Origin of the sequence: Streptomyces sp. NPDC059373, assembly GCF_042751495.1 — a bacterium.
Classification (GTDB): Bacteria; Actinomycetota; Actinomycetes; order Streptomycetales; family Streptomycetaceae; genus Actinacidiphila.
Genome location: NZ_JBHYXC010000013.1, coordinates 153,559 through 169,260 on the forward strand (window position 1 = coordinate 153,559; position 15,702 = coordinate 169,260).

Consider the following 15,702-nt stretch of genomic DNA (forward strand, 5'->3'; position numbering starts at 1 on the left):
GATGTCGTCGGCAGTACGCCGGTACGCAGGTACGGATCGCTGCGAACTGCCCGGTGAACAGCTCGTACAGCGGGCCTCGCAAACCGCACCGGGTCACGCCGCCGCTCGGGAGCGGGTTTCGCCCTCTTCCCTCCCGTCCACGTCGTGGTGGATGGGCGTCCCGGAACCGGTCAGTGGAATCCCCGTACCGCCCCGGCGCGCTGCGATGATCTCCGCTGCGATGGACAGGGCGGTCTCCTCGGGGGTGCGGGCGCCGAGGTCGAGGCCGATCGGGGAGCGCAGGCGGGCCAATTCGCTGTCGGTGACGCCGACTTCGCGCAGGCGCCGGTTGCGGTCCTCGTGGGTGCGGCGCGAGCCCATCGCGCCGACGAAGGCGACCGGCAGCCGCAGGGCCGTCTCCAGCAGGGGTACGTCGAACTTGGCGTCATGGGTGAGCACGCACAGGACGGTTCGTTCGTCGGTCGCGGTGCGCCGGAGGTAGCGGTGCGGCCAGTCGACCACGAGGTCGTCGGCGTCGGGGAAGCGGACGCGGGTGGCGAAGACCGGCCGGGCGTCGCACACGGTCACGTGGTAGCCGAGGAACTTGCCCGCCCGTACGAGCGCCGTCGCGAAGTCCACGGCGCCGAAGACGATCATCCGGGGCGGCGGCACCCTCGACTCCACGAACAGCGTCACGCCGCCGGGGCAGCGCGACCCGTCCTCCGCGATCTCGACGGTGCCGGTGCGGCCGGTGTCCAGCATCGCGCGCGCTTCCGCGGCCGCCGTCCGGTCCAGTTCCGGATGTCCGTCGAGGCTGCCCTCGTACGAGCCGTCGGGGTGGACGAGCAGCGCCCTGCCGAGCAGTTCTCCCGGGCCCCGGGCCACTCGGGCGAGTGCGGTCGCCTCCCCTCGGGCGGCGGCTGACAACCCGGCCGCGAACACCGGCGCGTCCGCGCGCATCGGCGTGACCAGGACCTCGATGACGCCGCCGCAGGTGAGTCCCACCGCGAAGGCGTCCTCGTCGCTGTATCCGAACCGTTCGCGCACCGTCCGGCCGTCCTGGAGCGCCTGGACGCACAGGTCGTACACGGCCCCTTCCACACAGCCGCCGGAGACCGAGCCGATGGCGGTGCCGTCGCTGTCGACGGCCAGCGCGGCGCCGGGACCGCGTGGCGCGCTGCCGCCGACGGCGACGACGGTGGCGACGGCGAAGTCCCGGCCCTCCTCGGCCCAGCGGTGCAGCTCCGCCGCGATGTCAAGCACCGCCGGCTCCCTCGGCCGCCCGCAGGACGCGGTCCGGACGGATGGGCAGGTTTCGGTGGCGTACGCCGGTCGCGTGCCACACCGCGTTGGCGATCGCGGCGGCGACGCCCACGACGCCGATCTCGCCGATGCCCTTGATGCCGACCGGGTCGTCCGGGATGGGGTCGTCCACCCAGTCCGCCTCGATGAGCGGAACGTCGGCGTGCGCGGCGAAGTGGTAGCCGGCGAGGTCGGCGCCGACCAGGCCGCCGGAGGCCTGGTCCCTGATCGCCTCCTCGTGGAGGGCCATGGACAGCCCCCAGATCATTCCGCCGATGAACTGGCTGCGGGCGGTGAGCGGGTTGACGATGGTGCCGGCGGCGTAGATGCCGAGCAGCCGTCGCACGCGCACCTCGCCGGTGCTGACATCCACCGCGACCTCGGCGAACTGTGCTCCGAAGGAGTGCCGTTCCTTCTTCGCGAGGGCGCCGATGGCCTCGGCGGTGTTCGACCGGGCGGTGATGCCCTCCGGCGGAATGCCGCCTCCCAGGGCCAGCCGCTCCCGCAGTTCGGCCGCCGCGAGCTTCACCGCCCACGCCCAGGAGCGGGTGCCCATCGAGCCGCCGGCGAACATCGCCGGGCCGAGGTCGCTGTCCGCGATGCGCACCTTGATGCGGTCCGGATCCACCGCCAGCGCGTCCGCGGCGACCAGGGTCATCGCGGTCCGTGCCCCGGTGCCGATGTCCGCCGCGTTGATCCGTACGGTGAAGGTTCCGTCCGCCTCCGCGGTCACGGCCGCCGTGGACGGGCCGGCCCCCGAGGGGTAGGTGGCCGCCGCCGTGCCGGTCCCGATCAGCCAGCGCCCCTCACGGTGCAGGCCGGGACGCGGGTCCCGGTCCGCCCAGCCGAACCTGCGGGCGCCCTCCTCGAAGCAGGCGAGTACATTGCGGCTGCTGAAGGGCAGCCCGGACACCGGACCCGTCTCGGGTTCGTTGCGTGCGCGCAGCGCGATCGGGTCCACGCCGCACTTCTCGGCCAGTTCGTCGAGGGCGGACTCGAGGGCGAAGGATCCCGGTGCCTCGCCCGGTGCGCGCATCCAGGCCGGCGTCGGCACGTCGAGCCGTACGAGGCGGTGACGGGTGTGATGCGCGTCGGCGTCGTACATCACCCGCCCCAGCACGGCGCTCGTCTCGACGAATTCGTGCACGGTCGAGGTGAGACTCTGCGCCTGGTGGTCGAGCGCGCGCAGCCGGCCGTCGGCGTCGGCGCCGAGCCTGATCCGCTGTGCCGTGGGGCTGCGGAAACCGACGAGGGAGAACATCTGACGGCGGGTCAGTACGACGCGGACCGGGCGATGGAGGACGGTCGTGGCCATCACGGCGGCCACCTGGTGCGGGCTCAGACCCTTCGATCCGAAGCCGCCACCGACGTGTTCGGACCGCACCCGTACGGCGGCCGGATCGAGGGAGAAGAGCTGCGCGATCTCGCTCGCCACCCAGGTGCTGCCCTGGTTGGAGTCGACGACGTCGAGCCGGCCGCCGTCCCAGCGAGCCGTCGCCGCATGCGGCTCCATCGGGTTGTGGTGCTCCTCCGGGGTGGTGTACTCCTCGTCCACGACCACGGCCGAAGCGCCGAGTTGGGCCTCCACGTCCCCCTTCTCCGTCTCGGCCTGCACCATCGGGTTGTTCTCCGGCGTGTACGCATCGGAGCGTCCGGCGCTGAAAGCGACGTCGTGCGATTCCTCGTCGTACCGGACCACCAGCGCCTCGGCGGCCTCCCTGGCCTGCTCGGACGTCTCGGCCACGACCAGCGCCACCGGCCAGCCCACGAAGGGCACCCGGTCGTGCTGGAAGATCCCGAGAACCGGGTTCGGCCGTCCCAGCATCCCCACGTAGTCGGTGTCGACGCGCGGTGCGTTCCCGTGGTGCAGCACGGTGAGGACGCCGGGCATGGCCAGGACGGGGGAGTCCTTCACCGAGCGGATACGGCCACGGGCCACGGTCGACAACACCAGCCAGCCGTGGGCGAGTTCGGCGAAAGGTATCTCTCCGGCGTAGCGGGCCGCCCCGGTGACCTTGTCGCGGCCCTCCACACGGGTGTGGGAAGAACCGACGGCCCCCGTCACGGCGGCGATTCCGGTCGTCGTGGTCGGCGTCGTCATCGGGTCGCCTCCTCTGTGAGTTCGGTCAGCACGGCCACGACGAGGTTGCGTATCAACGTCACCTTGTATCCGTTCTCGGGAAGCGCCTCGGCGGCCGCCAGTTCGGCATCGGCCGCGGCGGCGAACGCCTCCGCGCTCGCCGGGCCACCGGTCAGTACCCGCTCGGCCGCACGGGCCCGCCACGGCCGGGACGCGACCGCCCCGAACGCGAGGCGCACTTCCCGTACGACACCGTCCTGGACGTCGAGCGCGGCGGCGATCGAGCCGATCGCGAACGCGTACGAGGCGCGCTCGCGCACCTTCCGGTACCGCGAGTGGGCGGCGACCGGGGCCGGCGGCAGCGTGACGCCCGTGATCAGCGCGCCGGGCGGAAGGGCGGTCTCGATGTGCGGGGTGTCGCCCACGGGTAGGTAGAAGTCGGCGATCGGCAACTCGCCCGGACCGTCCGCCGTTTCGTACGAGATGACGGCGTCGAAGGCGGCGAGCGCGACGGCCATGTCCGAGGGATGAGTGGCGACGCAGTGCTCGGAGGCACCGAGGATGGCGTGGTTGTGGTGCTCGCCGGTGAGGGCGGGGCAACCGCTGCCGGGGGCACGCTTGTTGCACGGCTTGCTGAGGTCGGTGAAGTAGCCGCAACGGGTCCGCTGGAGAAGATTCCCACCGACCGTGGCCATGTTGCGCAGCTGTCCCGAGGCGCCGGCCAGGACGGCCTGCGCCAACGCCGGGAAGTGGCGCCGCACGTCGGGGTGGGCCGCGAGATCGCTGTTGGTGACGGTCGCTCCGAAGCGCAGCCCACCGTCGTGAGTGAACTCGACTGCGTCGAGAGGGAGTTCGCGGACGTCGACGAGCCGCGTGGGCCTTTCCACACCGGCCTTCATCAGGTCGACGAGATTGGTGCCGCCGCCGAGGAAGCGGGCGTCGGGGTCGGTGCCGAGCAGGGCGACCGCTCCGGAGACGTCGAAGGCGCGTTCGTAGCCGAATTCCCTCATGCCGCCGCCCCCTTGGCCTCGGCATCGGCCGCCTGCGCCTCCGCCGCCCGTGCCACCGCCTGCACGATCGAGACGTAGGCGCCGCAGCGGCACAGGTTGCCGCTCATCCGCTCGCGGATCTCCTCGGCGGTGAGCGCCGGAACTCCCGCTTCGGGGCGGACATCGTCGGTCACGGCGCTCGGCCAGCCCGCCGCGTGTTCCTCGATCACCGCGAGGGCCGAACAGATCTGTCCCGGTGTGCAGTAACCGCACTGATAGCCGTCGAGGTCGAGAAAGGCCTGCTGTACCGGATGCAGGCGCTCACCATCGGCCACGCCTTCGATGGTGGTGATCGCGCGCCCCTCGGCAGCGACCGCGAGCTGAAGGCAGGAAACCGCCCGGCGCCCATCGAGCAGCACCGTACAGGCACCGCATTGTCCCTGGTCACAGCCCTTTTTGGTGCCGGTCAGGTCGAGGTGCTCACGCAGGGCGTCGAGCAGGGTGGTGCGGTGGTCGACGGGCAGCGTGTACTTCTCGCCATTGATGTTCAGGGTGATGGCGCTGGACGTCGATGGGGCCATGATCAGCCTTCCTTCGCATTGCTGATGCGCGTCGAACGAGACGATCCCGGCCAGCAGTCCGGGAGGGGGAGCGCTATGCGGGTGAAACGAACCAGTGACGATGGGCACCGGTCGGCCACATTGGCCGGATCTGCCGCTATGGTGAACCTAAGCGGACAACTGTCCGGTAGTCACGAACTTAGCGGACAGCTGTCCGGTTAGCAAGGCCGGGCTTGGCCATGATTCCGGAAGGAGGACGAGTGCAGGAAGAGAAGAGCGCGACGATGCGCTCGGACGCGCAACGGAATCGCGAGCGCATTCTGGAAGTCGCGCTGGCCGAGCTGACGCGGGCCGCGGACGCCCCGCTGAGCGCGATCGCGAAGAAGGCGGGCGTCGGGCAGGGGACGTTCTACCGCAACTTCCCCAACCGCGAGGCCCTCGTCCTTGAGGTCTACCGCTACGAGATGCAGCAGGTCGCCGACACCGCTTCCCAGCTGCTGCAAACCCGCGCACCTGACCAGGCCCTGAGGGAGTGGATGGACCGCCTGGCCCAGTACGCCATGGCCAAGGCCGGCCTGGCCGACGCGCTGCGCAAGACCACCAGCACGTACGGCAGCCTCGCCCAGCTGGGTCACGGCCCGGTGACCCAGGCGGTCACGCTCCTGCTGAAGGCGAACGAGGAGGCCGGCACCATCCGCTCGGGGCTGACCCCCGACGACTTCGTGCTCGCCATCGCCGGGCTCTGGCAGATCGACCCGCACAGCGATTGGCAGCCGCGCGCGACGCGACTGCTGGACCTCGTGATGGACGGGCTGCGGGCGGGGGCGTCCGGAGCGGGCGGGCCTGCGACGGATGAAACCGAGGCGGACGGGTCCCAGGCGGACCGGCCGGGGGACGGACGGACCTGAGGCGGCGGACCCGGGCCCGTACGTGCGTCGCGGGGTGCCGGTACGACCCCCGGGCCGAGATGAGCGGAAGAAGGGCGTCAGCACACGTACCTCCGGCCTGACCCCTGCGGCCCGCGTCAGCACTGGGCAAGGGGCGGAGCGGACAGGTCACCGGATCCGTCACGGACGGCGGGGAACCGTGGTGTGATGGCCGCGTGGGCCGCGCTGCAGAAGAGACCAACCGCCGCATGCTCCGGGCACGGGATGCGATGGACCGCGCCTACGCGCAGCCGCTGGACGTCCCGGCCCTGGCCCGGATCGCCCATGTGTCGGAGGCGCACTTCACGCGCACCTTCCGGGCCACGTTCGGCGAGACGCCGCACCGCTACCTGCAGCGCCGCCGTGTCGAGCGTGCGATGTTCCTGCTGCGGGAGACCGACCGCAGTGTGACCGACATCTGCTTCCAGGTCGGCTTCGGCAGCCCGGGAACCTTCAGCCGCACGTTCCGCGACATCGTCGGCCGGTCACCGAGGACATACCGCAAGGAAGCGGCGCCCACGGGTGTACCGACCTGCTTCACGATGGCGTGGACGCGGCCGAGCGCCTGACCGTCCGAGCCCCCCGTGCCGTCCGTCGACTGAGCAGTTTTGGATAAGTTTTCGTCCGGCTTGCCCGGTAGCGTGATGTACATGTTCAACGCGATCACACACTCACAGATTTACGTCCTCGACCAGGACGAGGCCCTCGACTTCTACGTCGGCAAGCTCGGCTTGGAGGTCAACGCCGACGTCGATATGGGCTTCATGCGCTGGCTGACCGTCGGCGTCCCCGGTCACTCGGAGCGCCAGATCCTGCTGGAGAAGCCGGGCCCTCCGGCGATGTCCGAGGAGACGGCGCAGCAGGTCCGCGAGCTGGTGACCAAGGGCGCGACGGGTGGCCACCTCATCTTCAGCACCGACAACTGCCGCAAGACGTACGAGACGCTGCTGGACCGGGGCGTCGAGTTCACCGAGGAACCCACCGACCGCCCGTACGGAACCGACTGCGGCCTCCGCGACCCCTTCGGCAACCACATCCGCTTCACCCAACCGAAGGCCTGAGGACGGGCGGGTCGCCACGTGACGGCGGTTGCGATCCACCGTATGACCGACCCGATCCACGACAACCCGACCCCCTGGGTCGCCGACCACATCCGCCGCTTTCGAGGAAACCGACGGCCGCCCCCGCCCCGGGATCGCCGACCTGCTCCTGACCACCCGAGGCCGCAAGTCCGGCCTGCTACGACGCACGGCGCTGGTGTACCTCCGGGACGGGGACGAGTACGTCCTGACGGCGTCCAACGCGGGCGCGGACCGTCACCCGGCCTGGTACCTGAACCTGCTGGCCACCCCGGAGGTCACCCTCCAGGTCGGCGCGGCCACCTTCACGGCGACGGCCCGGCCGGCCACGGCGACCGAGTCGGCCCGCCTGTGGCCGGCGGTGGTTGCCGCGATGCCCTCGTACGCGACCTACCGCACCGCGACGACCCGGGAGATCCCCCTCGTCCTGGTCACCCCGGCCAGCCGTCCGGGCTGACGGTTCAGCCGGGCACGTCAGCGGAGCTGCCTTGCGGGTGAGCCATCAGCGGCGTCAAGTCCCATGTTCCACCAACGCATCGCCCTGGCGGTGGTCGCCCCGGAGGCCGTCGAGGGCCGCTGACGTAACGCCTCGCGACCGAAGTGCCAGGCCGACACGCGCACTGAGAAGTCATGAGCCGTCGGACGGGCTGAACCATGCGCCCGTCCGACGGTCACGTCGGCGAAAGCTCAGTGCCGGCCGGCCGGACGGGGCGCGTGGCACACGCCGCCGTGGACCATGGCCAGGTGGCGCACGACGACCGGCCGGGCGGCCCGTGCGGCAGCCTTGACCTGCGCGTTCCGGCCGGAGGCCAGCTCGTTGTCGATCAGTCGGAGTGCCTCGTTGTGGGCGCGGGCCTGCAGGTTGAGCCACGACGAGTTGTACGCCGCCGTGCCGGTCTTGGCCTTGACCGTGGCGAACTGCGCCTTCTGCGCGGCTGTCGGCGCTGCCGGCAGGTTGACGCGCAGCCGCCTGGCCAGCGCGACGCCACTGGCATCGAGCCGTTGGTGATCCCGCACCAGGATGGTCGCCACCTGCCTGACGCAGGCAGTCCGCCCGTGCGCCTTGGCGTGCTGCGACGAGACGATCTCGGCCAGATTGGCCTGGTGGATGCTGCGCAGGAAAGCGGTGTCGCGGCTGCTGACACTCGGCGTCGGGGCGGCGTGAGCCACCGTACCGACGGTTCCCAGCGCTATCACCAAGCCGGCCGTCGCGGCAGCCGAGGACCAATGGCGGACACGTGTCATGTCATGCTCCCTTCTCGCGGGCGCCCCTGCAGGGCGCCGTGTATACCCCTACGTCCCACTGGCGCCCGCATCCGTCACGAACCCGACACGAATGGACCAACAACGTCACCCGGAGCGGCTAGGTGGCTTGCCTGATCCGAAAGCCCTAGGCCAGGACGGCCGGCCTGAGCACGTCCTGGCACCACTGGCGGAAGCCGGTGGGCGCGGTCTCGGGAGTGTTCGGCTCGACGGCACCGTAGAAGTCCTGGTCGTTCAGGGCGTCCACCATGTCGGACAGTCCCTGCGCCCAGGCCTCGCTCGCCCCGAAGCGGAGCACCGTCGCCTTGTAGTCCGCGCTGCTGGTCCGCTGGAAGCGCACCGGACGGTCCAGCACCTCGGAGAGGATCCGTGCCATGCCCTCGGGGGACAGGTCGTCGGGTGCGACCAGCGGGACGTCGTCCCGCCCGGTCCAGGAGTCGTCGAGCAGCAGCCGGGCCGCCGTGGTGGCGATGTCGCGGGTGGCGCAGGTGCGCAGCACGCGGTCCTCCGACGCCGCCAGGAAGAACACGCCGGCGTTGCGGATCGACTCGGCCTGGCCCAGCAGGTTCTCCATGAGGAACGGCGGGCACAGCGCCCGGTAGTGCACACCCGTGGCCGCGATCGCGTCGTCCATGGCGAGCGACGCCGATATCTGCCCGGCGTTCTTCGCCACTCCGCGGCCGAGGGTGGAGACGCCGACGACCCGCTCGACGCCCTGCTGCCCGATCGCTTCGCGCAGTGACTCGGTGAAGTCGCGGAAGTGGCCCTCCACGCTGTCGGCCCGGAGTGTCGGGGGCACCAGCCAGAACAGGCGGTCGGCGCCCGCGCACGCCTCGTTCAGAACGGCGGGGTCGGCGTGCGATCCCCGTACGACCTCGGCGTGTTCGCGCACCCGCGGAGAGAGCCGGGCGGGGTCGCGGGCGATCACCCGGAGCCCCGCCGTGCCGTCCGGGGCGTCGAGGAGGCGGTCGAGGACCTGCCGGCCGATCTGGCCGGTCGGGGTGGTGACGACGATCATGAACAACTCCCCAAGGGATGCTTCACTGGATGTCGTCGAGCCTGCTGTGTGGCGCTCCCGAACTGAAGGATCGATCCGCTCCCGCTTGTTACCCTCAGGGCAATACCGAACAGAGACATGAGGGGGAGAGCGTGGAATCCCGCCCGCTGCGCTACTTCGTCGCCGTCGCCGAGGAGCTCAACTTCGCCCGCGCCGCCGAGCGGCTGGGCATCTCCCCGCCGCCCCTGTCACGCGCGATCCGCCAGTTGGAGACGGAGATGGGCGTCACCCTCCTCGTGCGGACCACCCACAGCGTGGCGCTGACCCCGGCCGGTACGGTGCTTCTCGCGGAGGCGAGGATCGCCCTGGACGCCCTGCAGGCCGCCGAGCGGCGGGCTCAGCGCGCGGCCGCCCCGGAGCCGAAGCTGGTCCTGGCCGTCAAGGCCGACGGGGACGCGGGACTGCTGGAGCCGATCCTGGCGCGCTACGCGTCCGAGCCGGCAGCCGTACCGGTCGCCGTCCGGCTGTGCGGCTGGCGCGAACAACCGCGGCTTCTGCGCCGGGGCGAAGCCGATGCGGCCCTGGTCCACGAGCCCTTCGACCGCACCGGCCTGGACACCGAGACGCTGGCTGCCGAACCGCGCGTCGTGGCCCTCGCCGCCACCCACCCGCTCGCCACCCGGGACCACCTGACCCTCGCCGACCTCGGCCTGTGCCCCGGCGACCTGCACCGGATCCTCGACGAGACCCGCAGCGAGGGCCGCGACCTCGCCCAACTGCTCACGCTCGTCGGACTGGGCGACCTCACCCGCATGCTGCCCGCCTCCGTCGCCGCCCGCTATCCGCGCCCGGGCGTCGTCTACCGGCCGATCCCGGAGGCACCACCCGCGGTCCTCGTCATCGCCTGGCCGCAGCAGTCCTGTTCGACCGCCACGGCGGCGCTCGTCCGCGCCGCCGCGTCCGTGGCCGACGCCGTGCGGGACCGGCCAGCGGGTCACACCCGCCCTTTTTGAGGAAGCCGGAGCCATGGAGCAGGTCGCTGCTGCGACTCGCAGGTGGTGCCTCCGCGCGTATTCGGTGCGAACCGCAAAACTGTCCCTGGCTTCGGCTGACGACTCTGCCTTGGGCTGCGGAGCCCGAACAACGTAAGGAACAGCGATGACGAATAACACGGACCCCGGCGCTGTGGTGGTCGGCGTCGATGACTCGCCGCAGGCCGCTGCGGCGGCGGAGTGGGCGGCCGTGGAGGCGGAACGGCGCGGCTGCGCGCTGGAGCTCGTACACGCGGTCGATATCGGGGTGGCGGCACCACAGAGCGACAATCCGCCCGATGTCATCGAAGAGGTCCTCGCCGAGGCGAGCACCATGCTGGACGACGCCGTGGCCCGGATCGCGGCAGAGCATCCTGGTCTGCGCGTGGGTTCGGTGCTGGTCCGGGGTGCGGCCGCGGAGGTGATCACACACGCGGCGGGTGATGCCGCCGTCGTCGTGGTCGGCACCCGGGGGCGCGGAGGCTTCGCCGGGCTGCTGCTGGGCTCGGTGAGCTTGAAGGTGGCCGCCCATGCGCCGTGCCCGGTCGTCGTCGTACGGGGCAGGGCCGAAGGGATGCCGAGTGGCGACGTCGTGGTCGGTGTACGGGACGAGCGTGACGCCGACGTCGTACGGTTCGCCCTGGCCGAGGCGGAACGGCGGCGGGCGTCGGTGCGGATGGTGCACGCCTGGTCACCGCTGACGGGGATGGGACTCGTGGTATCCCAGGCCGACCACATCGCCCAGCAGGAGCGCGAACACGTGGAGTTGGTCAACCGCGTAACGGCACCCGTCGCCGACTACCCCCATGTGCACGTGGACACCGAGCTGGTCATCGGTTCAGGAGCCGCGACCTTGGTGGACGCCTCCGCCAAGGCCGGCCTACTGGTGGTGCCCCGTCACCGGCCGACCGGGCGGGTCGGGCTGCGTCTGGGCTCGGTGGTGCACCAAGTGCTGCACCACGCGCAGTGTCCGGTCGCGGTCGTACCGGCCGGCTGAAGCAGCGGCCCGGGCACATGGCCGCCCTTGCCGGCACGTACGTCATGCGGGAGAACTACGTCGGGCGGGCAACGTTGGCACGTCGTTCCCCATTACCCGACAGCCGGCGAAATCAGTCTCCGCCTGCTGGAGACTTACCGATCCCAGCGCCATAGGTTCAGCTGGCCGGGTACAAATGCGGCATGTAGGGTGGCGAGGGGCATGAGATGCAACGCGCAACCGCCTGGCTGTTCAATCTTCCGAGCCGGCGCTTTTTAGTACCCCATGCGACGAGAGCCTCGCCTGTCCGATGATGAAAGGCCGTCGTCGGACACCCGTTATTCCCGGACTGCCGGGGTCGCAGTAGCAAATATGGCATCCACATCGATGTGATCGAGAGGACCATGCCATGCCCTTTGTCACCGTGAAAGACGATACGCCGATCTTCTACAAGGACTGGGGGTCGGGGCAGCCAGTCGTGTTCAGCCATGGTTGGCCGCTCAACGCGGACGCCTGGGATCCGCAAGCACAACTCGTCGCGGACAACGGCTTCCGTGCGATCGCGCATGACCGCCGCGGCCACGGGCGCTCCGGACAGCCGTGGAACGGCAATGACCTTGACACATACGCCGATGACCTGGCGCAGTTGATCGAAACGCTCGACCTGCGCGACATCATCCTCGTCGGCCACTCCACCGGAGGCGGGGAGGTCACGCGCTACGTCGGCCGGCACGGGACCGACCGGGTCGCCAAAGCCGTCCTCCTCGGCGCGATCCCGCCGCTGATGCTCAAGACGGACGCGAACCCCGAGGGTCTGCCACGGGAAGCGTTCGACGATATCCGCAAGGGTGTGGCGACCGACCGGTCGCAGTTCTACCAGGACCTCAGTGCGGCGTTCTACGGCGCCAACCGCCCCGGGAACATGGTGTCCCAGGGCACCCGGGACGCCTTCTGGCTGTGGTCTCTCCAAGTCGGGATCAAAGGATCCTACGACTGCGTCAAGGCGTTCTCCGAGACCGATCTCACCGAGGACCTCAAGGTCTTCGACTTCCCGACCCTCATCGCGCACGGCGACGACGACCAGATCGTGCCCATCGTCGCGGCCGCCGAGAAATCCTCGAAGATCGTCAAGGACGCCACGCTGAAGGTGTACGAGGGCGCCCCGCACGGGCTGTCGGCGGTCGCACCGTTCAAGGACGTCTTCGATGCCGACCTGTTGGCCTTCGCCCGCAGCTGAGCCGGCTGCAAGGGCCGAAGGACGCGGCGGAACAGGGGAGGCCGCCGCGGGAAGGGTGGCGTAGTGGCCACGTTGACGGCAGTGAACGTCGGGATGCCGAAGGACGTCCCCTGGCACGGCAGGACCGTACACACCGGGGTCTACAAGCAGACCGTCACCGGCCCCAGGATGGTCCGCCGGCTCAACATCGACGGCGACGGTCAGGGAGACCTGGGCGGGCACGGAGGCGAGCAGCGGGCGGTGCTCGTGTACCAGGTCGACTCGTACCGGTTCTGGCAGAGGGAGCTTGGCCGCGACGACCTCGAACCCGGGCACTTCGGTGAGAACTTCACCGTCGACGGCCTGCCGGACGACGAAGTCTGCATCGGAGACCGCTATCGCATCGGCAGCGCGCTCTTCGAGGTCACCCAGCCGCGGGTGACCTGCTACCGAGTGGGACTGCGCCTGGGCGAGCCGCAGATGGCAGCCCTGCTGGTCTCGCATCGGCGTCCGGGCTTCTACCTGCGGGTGATCGAGGAAGGCGAGGTCGAGGCGGGGCAGGAGATCGTCAAGGTCTCGGCCGGCCCGGAGAAGATGACGGTCCGGGAGATCGACGGGGTGCTCTACCTGCCCGGGCACACGCGCGAACAGGTCGAACGAGCGTTGCGTATCCCGGCGCTCAGCCCCGGGTGGCAGGGCTCCATGCGCACGCTCCTGGACCAGGCCGACGCTGACACGGCCGGCTCCTCGGGCAGCGCCGGGCTCACCGAGGCGGCGAGCGCCCCGCCTGCCAGCTGGCCGGGCTTCCGTCCGCTGACCGTCGTGGACATCCGGCCGGAGAGCCGGAGCGTGTTCTCGCTGTCCCTGGCCGCCGCCGACGGCTCGCCGCTGCCCGACGCGTTGCCGGGTCAGTTCCTCACGGTCAAGGTCCAGCCCGAAGGCGATGCCCCGCCGCTGATCCGCAGCTACTCCCTGTCCGGCGAGCCCGGCACGGGCACGTACCGCATCAGCGTGAAAGTCGAGCCGCACGGCGCGGCCGGCAACCGGCTGCGCGCCCATGTCCGTGTGGGCGACAGCCTGGACGCAGCGGCGGCCCGCGGCACCTTCTGCTTGAAGGAGGGCGACAACCCGGTCGTCCTGTTGTCCGCGGGAGTGGGGGTGACGCCCGTGCTGGCCATGCTGCATGCCCTCGTGCGGGGTCGGTCCCCACGCGAGGTGTGGTGGCTGCACGGTGCCCGCGACGGTACGGAGCATCCCTTCGCCCGGGAAAGCCGCGACCTGCTCGGTGCGCTCCCGCACGCCCGGTCGGTCATCTACTACAGCAGCCCGGCTTCCGCCGACCGCCGAGGCGTCGACTACACGGAGGCCGGTCGGCTGTCGGCCGACCGCGTCCGTGGCCTCGGGCTGCCGGCGGAGGCCGACGCCTATCTGTGCGGGCCGACGGGCTTCATGGACGGCGTCAGCGCCGCCCTGGTCGATGCCGGGCTGGACGCCTCACGTGTGCACACGGAGATCTTCGGCACCCGGGCGTCCATCACCCCGGGGCTGAAAGGCTCCACGGTCGCACCCCCGCCGCACCAGCCCCCTGGACCGGCCGGAACCGGATCGACCGTCTCGTTCGCCCGCAGCGGCCTCACCGTGCCCTGGAACGACCAGCAGGACTCCCTACTGGAACTTGCCGAAGCCTGCGACATCCCCGTCCAGTGGTCGTGCCGCACAGGCGTCTGCCACACCTGCGAACTCGCCATGCTGTCCGGCACCGTCGACTACGCGCCCGATCCGGTCGAACCCCCGGCCGACGGGAACATCCTCATCTGCTGCTCAAAGCCCGCTGAGGGCGTCGTCCTGGACCTGTAGCCACGGATCGCCTGGTCAGGAACAGGCAGAGCCGGCCCTCGACGCTTCGGCGGGGCGGGATTCGGATCCTGCAACTGCAGACCGAATACGCCCCGCCGCTCGCCGGAGGCCGGCTCGGAACGACGCTCAGCCGCGGGGGAGGACCTGCGGCAGCACGGTGGTGAGCCCGACCCAGTCGGAGGTGACGACCGAGGCGTGTGCCTTCGCGAGGTCCGCTACGCGCTGGTTGGCCTGATCCACCGTGGGGTTACGGGAGTCGATGGCCGGCGCGACGTTCTGTGCGTCGGTCATCACCACGAAATAGTGGTTGGCGTCGTACCACCACGGACCGGTCTGGGTGACCCAGGTGTTCGCGTCCCCGTCGAAGACGACGAACCACGACCGCAGGTCGACGTCGGAGTACTTGGTGCGCGGGTCGCCACCTGCGGCGCCGTGCACGGTCGGGAAGATCTGTGCGTCTCCCAGCCGTCCGGCGTTCTTCAGTGAGCGCACGTACTGTGCGTACTCGACGTCGGTCTTGAGGGTGTCCGTCGGATTGCCCTCCTCTACCGTGCCCGGGATGATCTCGATCATCACCTTGCCGTTCAGGGAGTCGCGGGACGGCCAGTTGTTCGCCCGGGCCGCTTCGTCCAGCGTCGAGTAGCTGCCGAGCAGGTCGGCGGGCTTGAACACCAGGCTGCCGAGGTGCGCCCGGATGCTTGCGTCGAGCTCGTCCGGGCCGAGGCCCAGGTTGTCCGAGAACCCGGTCTTCATCTCGATCTTGATCGTCTCCGGGCCGTGACCGGGGTGCGCGGCCAACCAGATCCGGATGTCGTCCAGGCAGTACTCGAGGTCCTTGTTCTGCCCACCGGTGTACAGATCGGCCGCCGAGGTCGCCGCGACGCAGTTGTTCGAGTTGCTCGTCAGGCTGTCGTGGCTGACCTTCCATTCATGGGTGAAGACGTCGGGCCAGACGTCCAGTTCTATCAGCGACGAGCCCGCGTCGAGTGCCTGGGCGAGGTAGGGGTAAGCGGTGGGGTCGTACGTGTTGTGCACGCCGACCGTCGTCGTGCCGGAAATCTTCACCGGGTCCGCGCCGGCCGTCGTCGCGCCTGTCAGTGAACCCGCCAGTGAACCCGCCAACAGTGCGGTGATCACTAACGCTTTCGAGAAGAATCTCATCGTCTTCCCTTCGGAGATCGAAAGTGCCGCTTTGACACTGCGTCAACAGGGTTAACAGTGCACGAAGGAAGGGCGGCCAAATGGACTAGACCATAAGTCCGAAACGAATTCATTACCCAGCAGCGGTTCGACATGACCGCTTTGCTGAGAAGCGTGTGTTTCTGGGGGTAACGGGCTGACGCGTCACCAGGTGATGGTGTTTCGTGACAGCGCCGACCTCGTGCGGTGCTGACGGCGCCGGGCGCGGTTTCGCCCGCAGAGGAAGGGCGGTTCGTATCCCGGCCGG

Annotated in this window: 15 protein-coding genes; 8 read left to right on the forward strand and 7 right to left on the reverse strand. The window is 70.2% G+C overall.

Annotation, left to right across the window (positions count from 1 at the left end):
- Positions 1–93: 93 nt before the first annotated feature.
- From ACFXJ5_RS19945 to ACFXJ5_RS19960, 4 genes are read right to left on the reverse strand one after another with little or no spacing between them, the layout of a single operon-like run.
- Positions 94–1,242: an XdhC family protein gene (locus tag ACFXJ5_RS19945; RefSeq protein ID WP_384632316.1), complete on the reverse strand. Its 1,149-nt coding sequence runs from the start codon at positions 1,240–1,242 to the stop codon at positions 94–96.
- A complete protein-coding gene (locus ACFXJ5_RS19950) occupies positions 1,235–3,382 on the reverse strand; it encodes a xanthine dehydrogenase family protein molybdopterin-binding subunit (protein WP_384632319.1) in 2,148 nt (715 codons plus the stop codon). Before ACFXJ5_RS19950 ends, ACFXJ5_RS19945 begins: the two co-directional genes overlap by 8 nt.
- A complete protein-coding gene (locus ACFXJ5_RS19955; RefSeq protein WP_384632322.1) occupies positions 3,379–4,371 on the reverse strand; it encodes an FAD binding domain-containing protein in 993 nt (330 codons plus the stop codon). Before ACFXJ5_RS19955 ends, ACFXJ5_RS19950 begins: the two co-directional genes overlap by 4 nt.
- Positions 4,368–4,931, reverse strand: coding sequence for a 2Fe-2S iron-sulfur cluster-binding protein (locus tag ACFXJ5_RS19960; protein ID WP_384632413.1), 564 nt, complete (start codon positions 4,929–4,931; stop codon positions 4,368–4,370). Before ACFXJ5_RS19960 ends, ACFXJ5_RS19955 begins: the two co-directional genes overlap by 4 nt.
- Before the next feature lie 263 nt (positions 4,932–5,194).
- Here ACFXJ5_RS19960 and ACFXJ5_RS19965 point away from each other — a divergent pair, with 263 nt between their 5' ends.
- The 4 genes from ACFXJ5_RS19965 (at position 5,195) to ACFXJ5_RS19980 (ending at position 7,372) form a co-directional block, all read left to right on the forward strand.
- Complete coding sequence (locus ACFXJ5_RS19965) at positions 5,195–5,818, forward strand: TetR/AcrR family transcriptional regulator (RefSeq protein ID WP_459253989.1); 624 nt, start codon at positions 5,195–5,197, stop codon at positions 5,816–5,818.
- Between the two features lie 194 nt (positions 5,819–6,012).
- Positions 6,013–6,405, forward strand: a complete 393-nt coding sequence (locus ACFXJ5_RS19970; RefSeq protein WP_384632327.1) for a helix-turn-helix domain-containing protein — start codon at positions 6,013–6,015, stop codon at positions 6,403–6,405.
- A gap of 81 nt (positions 6,406–6,486) precedes the next feature.
- Positions 6,487–6,897, forward strand: coding sequence for a VOC family protein (locus ACFXJ5_RS19975; protein WP_384632330.1), 411 nt, complete (start codon positions 6,487–6,489; stop codon positions 6,895–6,897).
- 148 nt (positions 6,898–7,045) lie between these two features.
- The gene (locus ACFXJ5_RS19980; RefSeq protein ID WP_384632416.1) at positions 7,046–7,372 is read left to right on the forward strand and encodes a nitroreductase/quinone reductase family protein; all 327 of its coding nucleotides are present in this window, start codon (positions 7,046–7,048) and stop codon (positions 7,370–7,372) included.
- Positions 7,373–7,602: 230 nt separating this feature from the next.
- Here ACFXJ5_RS19980 and ACFXJ5_RS19985 read toward each other — a convergent pair whose 3' ends face one another.
- Both ACFXJ5_RS19985 and ACFXJ5_RS19990 read right to left on the reverse strand, forming a co-directional pair.
- On the reverse strand, positions 7,603–8,160 hold the full coding sequence (locus tag ACFXJ5_RS19985) for a DUF4142 domain-containing protein (protein WP_384632332.1): 558 nt from the start codon (positions 8,158–8,160) through the stop codon (positions 7,603–7,605).
- A gap of 145 nt (positions 8,161–8,305) precedes the next feature.
- Positions 8,306–9,196 carry an NAD(P)H-binding protein gene (locus tag ACFXJ5_RS19990; RefSeq protein WP_384632335.1) on the reverse strand — a complete coding sequence of 297 codons (891 nt, stop codon included), beginning with the start codon at positions 9,194–9,196 and terminating at the stop codon, positions 8,306–8,308.
- 131 nt (positions 9,197–9,327) lie between these two features.
- On the opposite strand from ACFXJ5_RS19990, the gene ACFXJ5_RS19995 reads away from it, so the two are divergent.
- The 4 genes from ACFXJ5_RS19995 (at position 9,328) to ACFXJ5_RS20010 (ending at position 14,255) form a co-directional block, all read left to right on the forward strand.
- Complete coding sequence (locus tag ACFXJ5_RS19995; protein ID WP_384632338.1) at positions 9,328–10,188, forward strand: LysR family transcriptional regulator; 861 nt, start codon at positions 9,328–9,330, stop codon at positions 10,186–10,188.
- 145 nt (positions 10,189–10,333) lie between these two features.
- Positions 10,334–11,203 (forward strand): universal stress protein, encoded by an 870-nt coding sequence (locus tag ACFXJ5_RS20000; protein WP_384632341.1) that lies wholly within the window; start codon positions 10,334–10,336, stop codon positions 11,201–11,203.
- 388 nt (positions 11,204–11,591) lie between these two features.
- Positions 11,592–12,419 (forward strand): alpha/beta fold hydrolase, encoded by an 828-nt coding sequence (locus ACFXJ5_RS20005; protein ID WP_384632344.1) that lies wholly within the window; start codon positions 11,592–11,594, stop codon positions 12,417–12,419.
- A 63-nt stretch (positions 12,420–12,482) separates the two neighbouring features.
- Positions 12,483–14,255 carry an MOSC domain-containing protein gene (locus tag ACFXJ5_RS20010; protein WP_384632347.1) on the forward strand — a complete coding sequence of 591 codons (1,773 nt, stop codon included), beginning with the start codon at positions 12,483–12,485 and terminating at the stop codon, positions 14,253–14,255.
- 126 nt (positions 14,256–14,381) lie between these two features.
- Here ACFXJ5_RS20010 and ACFXJ5_RS20015 read toward each other — a convergent pair whose 3' ends face one another.
- Positions 14,382–15,416 carry a phosphatidylinositol-specific phospholipase C domain-containing protein gene (locus ACFXJ5_RS20015; RefSeq protein WP_384632350.1) on the reverse strand — a complete coding sequence of 345 codons (1,035 nt, stop codon included), beginning with the start codon at positions 15,414–15,416 and terminating at the stop codon, positions 14,382–14,384.
- Positions 15,417–15,702 lie beyond the last annotated feature (286 nt).

What these genes read in the sequence shown, in the direction of transcription:
- ACFXJ5_RS19950 (WP_384632319.1), bottom strand. Translation starts at nt 3,382, where the DNA reads ATGACGACGCCGACCACGACGACCGGAATCGCCGCCGTGACGGGGGCC.
- ACFXJ5_RS19955 (WP_384632322.1), bottom strand. Translation starts at nt 4,371, where the DNA reads ATGAGGGAATTCGGCTACGAACGCGCCTTCGACGTCTCCGGAGCGGTC.
- ACFXJ5_RS19960 (WP_384632413.1), bottom strand. Translation starts at nt 4,931, where the DNA reads ATGGCCCCATCGACGTCCAGCGCCATCACCCTGAACATCAATGGCGAG.
- ACFXJ5_RS19965 (WP_459253989.1), top strand. Translation starts at nt 5,195, where the DNA reads ATGCGCTCGGACGCGCAACGGAATCGCGAGCGCATTCTGGAAGTCGCG.
- ACFXJ5_RS19975 (WP_384632330.1), top strand. Translation starts at nt 6,487, where the DNA reads ATGTTCAACGCGATCACACACTCACAGATTTACGTCCTCGACCAGGAC.
- ACFXJ5_RS19985 (WP_384632332.1), bottom strand. Translation starts at nt 8,160, where the DNA reads ATGACACGTGTCCGCCATTGGTCCTCGGCTGCCGCGACGGCCGGCTTG.
- ACFXJ5_RS19990 (WP_384632335.1), bottom strand. Translation starts at nt 9,196, where the DNA reads ATGATCGTCGTCACCACCCCGACCGGCCAGATCGGCCGGCAGGTCCTC.
- ACFXJ5_RS20000 (WP_384632341.1), top strand. Translation starts at nt 10,334, where the DNA reads ATGACGAATAACACGGACCCCGGCGCTGTGGTGGTCGGCGTCGATGAC.
- ACFXJ5_RS20005 (WP_384632344.1), top strand. Translation starts at nt 11,592, where the DNA reads ATGCCCTTTGTCACCGTGAAAGACGATACGCCGATCTTCTACAAGGAC.
- ACFXJ5_RS20015 (WP_384632350.1), bottom strand. Translation starts at nt 15,416, where the DNA reads ATGAGATTCTTCTCGAAAGCGTTAGTGATCACCGCACTGTTGGCGGGT.